Raw genomic sequence first — 5,196 nt, 5'->3', positions numbered from 1 at the left:
CCTGTTGTAGAGGGGTTCGGCTTCACTGTATCTTCCTTGAGACTGGTAAAGTAATGCCAAATTGTTGAGACTGGCGGCGGTATCAGAATGGTTGTCTCCTAATTGTTGTTTGCTGATAGTCAAGGCTTCTTTGTAGAGGGGTTCGGCTTCACTGTATCTTCCTTGAACTCTGTAAAGTTCTGCCAAATTGTTGAGACTGGTAGCGGTATCGGGATGGTTATCTCCTAATTGTTGTTTCCTGATAGCTAAAGACCTGTTGTAGAGGGGTTCGGCTTCACTGTATCTTCCTTGAACTCTGTAAAGTTCTGCCAAATTGTTGAGACTGGTGGCGGTATCGGGATGGTTGTCTCCTAATTGTTGTTTGCTGATAGCTAAAGCCTGTTTGTAGAGGGGTTCAGCTTCGCTGTATCTTCCTTGAGACTGGTAAAGTAATGCCAAATTGTTGAGACTGGTGGCGGTATCGGGATGGTTGTCTCCTAATTGTTGTTTGCTGATAGCTAAAGCCTGTTTGTAGAGGGGTTCAGCTTCGCTGTATCTTCCTTGAGACTGGTAAAGTCCTGCCAAATTGTGGAGACTGGCGGCGGTTAGGGGATGGTTGTCTCCTAATTGTTGTTTGCTGATAGCTAAGGCTTCTTTGTAGAGAGGTTCGGCTTCGCTGTATCTTCCTTGAGACTGGTAAAGTGCAGCCAAATTGTTGAGACTGGTGGCGGTATCGGGATGGTTGTCTCCTAATTGTTGTTTCCTGATAGTCAAGGCTTCTTTGTAGAGGGGTTCGGCTTCGCTATATCTTCCTTGAGAATAGTAAAGTGCAGCCAAATTGTTGAGACTGGTGGCGGTATCGGGATGGTTATCTCCTAATTGTTGTTTGCTGATAGTCAAGGCTTCTTTGTAGAGGGGTTCGGCTTCGCTATATCTTCCTTGAGACTCGTAAAGTGCAGCCAAATTGTTGAGACTGGTGGCGGTAGAGGGATGGTTGTCTCCTAATTGTTGTTTCCTGATAGCTAAAGCTTGTTTGAAGAGGGGTTCGGCTTCGCTGTATCTTCCTTGAGACTCGTAAAGTCCTGCCAAATTGTTGAGACTTTGTGCAGTTAGGGGATGGTTGTCTCCTAATTGTTGTTTCCTGATAGCTAAAGCTTGTTCTGCTAGAGGAATCGCCTCGTTATATTTCCCCTGCTGATACAATTGAATAACTTGCTGAGTTAGCCTCTCTGCTTCGGCTAATTTATCTTGCGGTGAACCCTGAGAAATCACCTGTCCCACCGTTGGGTTTAACATGACTCCCGATAATCCCATCATCCCGGTAATGACGACAACCGCTATCCCTGATTTGATTGATACTTTCATTGGTTTTTTATCCCTAGAGTTTATTGATAGGCAAAAACATCAACTTGAATAGATTTGTCGGGTTGAGCCTTTCGCTGTAGTAAAATTCTGATTTTTTCTGCCGTTTCACTACTAAAAACAACCTCACCACAGTTATAGCATTACTTTAAGGCAGAGCCTTAGATATTGTGTTCCAAGGCAAAGCCTTGGAACAAGGGGACAAGGAGAATTTGTTTTAAGTACCATAATTAGTATAAGGCCGTTTATAAGGTGGTTGCAGTCCCAAAACAATATCCTCCCTCTTAACACCCATTGAAATTAAATCCTCTGCTGGATTCAATTCCGTTAAATTTTGTTGTAGCCAAATCTTATTATCACGAATATCAAAATGAACAATCGAGCGGTAAACTCGTTTTAAACCTTCCCATCCTACATTCATCCACTGATAATGATCCCGTTCCACATCAAATATTAATTGTACTTCTACGTCTTCACTGGTAACATCTTCTGCTACATAGCGACTTAACAAATTTTGCACTGCTTGACGATATTTTATGAGTTTATCTTTATCCATTGTGTAATTACCTCCGTACAAAAGTAGTAGCCATTATCCATAATTTATAGTAATTTCAAATAAGTTGTAGGGGCGAAGCATTCGGATAAGAAATCTACGGTTTCAGCGATAGGTTATTGCCCGAATGCTTCGCCCCTACGGGAGTGCTATAACTTCCATCCTTACTCCCTCCTTAAAATGTCATTAATTGTTTTAGCCAATTCCTGAACCTGCGAAATATCCCCTAACTGATTATAAGTCCCCTTCGCCTTGGTTAACCACTGTATCGCCTCATCCTTACTCCCCAAGAGACGATAAGCTATTCCTAAACCCGCTTGTATTTCCGCTTGCACTGACAAATTCTGCGTATTTGTTGCCAGTTTTAACGCTTTTTCATAAGGTTTTTTTGCCAACTGAGGTAAACCCATCTTAAGGTAAGTATCCCCTAACAGTTGATAAACGGTAGCAACCTGACTATTTTGCTTAACTAATCCTTCCAATACCTCAACCGCATCCCCATACAACTCATAACCTCGATAGAGATGCGCTAAAACTAACCCTGCTTCCTCCGGGGATAATTGCTGCTGTTGAACAGCTTTAACAGCATCTAAAACCGTTTTTTGAGTCTGTTCATCTAATATTATAAACCCGACGTTTTCATCATCACTTCTAGAAGACGCACCATTATCAGCTTTTATTGTTACCCGATATCGCTTTCCTGCTTCCAGAGGAGGTTCACCGGGATAGACTATTTCAGTTTTATTTGTCTGCGTTTCCCAATTAACCCCATCTATTTTGATAGTATAATTAGTTGCACCCGGAACAGCATTCCACCGCAGGGGAGGACGATTGGTAATAATATTCGTTTCACGGGGAGTAATTAGGTAAGGTAATTTTGCTAAAACTTTCTCTGTATTTCCTGGGGGACGGAGGGTTGTATTATTAATATTGGGAAGTGAAATCACAGAATTTCCCCGAGGACAGCCATTAGAAACAATATACTTTCCTGTTTTAACCATCCACTGCTTGAGATTACTACAATAAACCTTAACGGAAGCGTTAGCTGCCACTTCTAACTTATCATCAAAACTGAGGGTAAGTCCGACAGAAGCGGGAAGAGGTTTTTTCCATTGTGGTTTTTTAACGGTAACTTTCCCTTTTACCTCAAAAATCGTGTTAACTCCAACAGTGTTGCTAAAAGTCGCCGCCGGAAATCCTACCGTAATTAATATCAGGGAAATGGGGGTAAAGAGTTTGAGAAATTTATTCATGGGTTGAATCAATTGGGGTTTGGCTTTAATTAGGTTCGTTGTTGAACTTTAGTCATAATCCGGTGCGATTTCAGAAAACGGGTTTTTTCAAAAAACCCGTTTTCTCGTCTACTTGTTATACTACTACAGACCAAAACCTCACCATTCTCTAATCTTCCCTATGGGGTTGGAGACAAGCTTTGCACCCTCACTGAAGGAGTAATTTCCCACTTCCGCTCGCAACTATAGAATTAGCTATAATAAAATTACCACAGGTATCATCTTCATATTTCTGGAAACTATATGACCTTAAAACAATTAGACCGAATTACTTTTAACTCCAAAATTATGGCAGGTCAAGCCTGTATTCGAGGAATGCGTATTCCTGTTTCTTTAATTCTTAATCTACTTGCTAACGAAAAGCCGATAGAGGAAATCTTAGAGGAATACCCTGACCTAGAAAGAGAAGATATTCACCAATGTTTATTATATGCTTCTTGGTTAGCCAGAGAACAAGTTCATCATTTTGAATTAATCGAGCAATGGAGATAGAGTTTCTAGCCGATATGGGGATTTCTCTGCGTACAGTCTCATGGTTAAGAGAACAAGGTTATGATGTCGTTCATCTTCGAGATGAAGGCTTACAAACTTTATCTGATCAGGAAATTCTTGCCAAAGCAAAAAGAGAAAAGCGGATAATTTTAACTGTCGATCTAGATTTTTCTCAACTTCTCGCTATTAGTGTTGATAATTTACCAAGTGTCATCCTATTCCGTTTAGGCAATGAAAACTACAATCTAATTAATCAGCGTTTAACTATAGTTTTACGAGATTGTACAAAAGCATTAAAGACGGGAGCAATTGTGTCAGTGACAGATCGTATTTTTCGGATTAGACTTTTACCAATTTAAGATTTTTGCTTTATAGCGTTCATGGAGTCTTCCCGTTAATTCCATCTTAAATATTGTGTTCCAAAAGCGAACACCTTTATTATTGAGTACAAATTATAACATTGGCAAATAATCTCCCTGTCCTCTGTGTCTCTGTGGTTAATTACACTTCGTTTCTGAATAGTCACCAATAATTATAGGTTCTTTGTTGGGAATTTTGACAATAATTTCGACAGTTCCACCTAATGCGTTAACTACTTCGCGCAGTGTATTTAGCTCTAGATTTTACTCTTGTTTAAGTCTAGGTACTATTGATTGCTGTACTTCAAGATGCTCTGCCAATTCTGATAAAGATAAACCTAGTTTTTCCTGCAAATACTTAAGCGTAAGTTCCTCCAGATAAATTTGGGAAGCTCTTGCTTTAATAATTGCTTGTCGTTCTCCACAAAGTTTATTAAATTCTTCCGAGAAGTTGGTATATTCTTTCATGACTTTTCTTCCTTAAGTTTTTCCAGATATTTTTGATAACGTTGATCTGCTATAGGAATATTTTCTTTGTACCATCTTTTGTTACCTGACTTGTTCCCCCCAACAAGTAAAATTGCTTGTCGATGAGGATCAAAGGCAAATAAAACACGCCAAGGTTCACCTTTATACTGAATACGAAGCTCTTTCATATTCTTAAAAGAAGCTCCTTCAATGGTATCAACTCGTGGTCTCCCCAGTGCTGGTCCAAGTTTCATCAATACAGTTAAAACAGCAAATACTTCATTTTGAAGTCCCTGTTCTTGTTGATAAAACCAGAACCTAAAATCTGGATCAAATATAATATTCTATTCCATAACTATAATATAGTCTGTACATAAAATAATGTCAAGCTTTCAGTTAAACATTCGGCTCTCTTGCCATCATCATTATAAATTATAACATCGGTGAATAATCTCTGTGTTCTTTGTGTCTCTGTGGTTAATTACCCTCGATAATCTCCGTACCTCAATCCAACTCGAAAATGCTATGATAAAAGTAACCTATTATCACTAAGGAACCTTTAATCATGACTAACTTAAACAATCATTCAACCTCTAACACATCCGAAGAGCCTGAGTTATCAATGGAAGAACTCGATGCTAAATGGGATGCACTAGAAAATGACCCAGAATTTTTAGCAAAACCTATCTGG

At 39.4% G+C, this 5,196-nt stretch carries 6 protein-coding genes and 2 pseudogenes; 2 read left to right on the top strand and 6 right to left on the bottom strand.

All coding sequences use genetic code 11. From position 1 onward, the window contains the following. The 4 genes and pseudogenes from IM477_RS19040 to IM477_RS19030 form a co-directional block, all read right to left on the bottom strand. A partial coding sequence (locus IM477_RS19040; protein ID WP_502866550.1) for a tetratricopeptide repeat protein occupies positions 1–1,296 on the bottom strand: 1,296 nt, incomplete at its 3' end. Positions 1,297–1,364: 68 nt separating this feature from the next. Further along, positions 1,365–1,484, bottom strand: a pseudogene (locus IM477_RS23195) (YgiT-type zinc finger domain-containing protein); the annotation flags it as partial. Positions 1,485–1,558: 74 nt separating this feature from the next. Further along, the gene (locus IM477_RS19035) at positions 1,559–1,897 is read right to left on the bottom strand and encodes a XisI protein (protein ID WP_002743169.1); all 339 of its coding nucleotides are present in this window, start codon (positions 1,895–1,897) and stop codon (positions 1,559–1,561) included. Between the two features lie 161 nt (positions 1,898–2,058). Continuing rightward, positions 2,059–3,147 carry a tetratricopeptide repeat protein gene (locus tag IM477_RS19030; RefSeq protein WP_287733068.1) on the bottom strand — a complete coding sequence of 363 codons (1,089 nt, stop codon included), beginning with the start codon at positions 3,145–3,147 and terminating at the stop codon, positions 2,059–2,061. A gap of 282 nt (positions 3,148–3,429) precedes the next feature. On the opposite strand from IM477_RS19030, the gene IM477_RS19025 reads away from it, so the two are divergent. Together IM477_RS19025 and IM477_RS19020 are read left to right on the top strand one after the other, a co-directional pair. Continuing rightward, a complete protein-coding gene (locus IM477_RS19025; RefSeq protein ID WP_002743172.1) occupies positions 3,430–3,678 on the top strand; it encodes a DUF433 domain-containing protein in 249 nt (82 codons plus the stop codon). Next, on the top strand, positions 3,669–4,037 hold the full coding sequence (locus IM477_RS19020; protein WP_287733066.1) for a DUF5615 family PIN-like protein: 369 nt from the start codon (positions 3,669–3,671) through the stop codon (positions 4,035–4,037). Before IM477_RS19025 ends, IM477_RS19020 begins: the two co-directional genes overlap by 10 nt. Before the next feature lie 138 nt (positions 4,038–4,175). Here the strand turns inward: IM477_RS19020 and IM477_RS23190 are convergent. Next, a pseudogene (locus IM477_RS23190) lies at positions 4,176–4,505 on the bottom strand (helix-turn-helix transcriptional regulator). Then, positions 4,502–4,843, bottom strand: coding sequence for a type II toxin-antitoxin system RelE/ParE family toxin (locus IM477_RS19010; RefSeq protein WP_039900160.1), 342 nt, complete (start codon positions 4,841–4,843; stop codon positions 4,502–4,504). The pseudogene IM477_RS23190 and the gene IM477_RS19010 overlap by 4 nt, the downstream one beginning before the upstream one ends. Between the last annotated feature and the right edge of the window lie 353 nt (positions 4,844–5,196).

The sequence above is a fragment of the Microcystis sp. M090S1 genome, assembly GCF_020246295.1.
In the GTDB taxonomy this organism is placed as follows: Bacteria; Cyanobacteriota; Cyanobacteriia; order Cyanobacteriales; family Microcystaceae; genus Microcystis; species Microcystis aeruginosa.
Note: the sequence above shows the minus strand (reverse complement) of the source record. Positions and strands in the feature narration are given on the sequence as shown.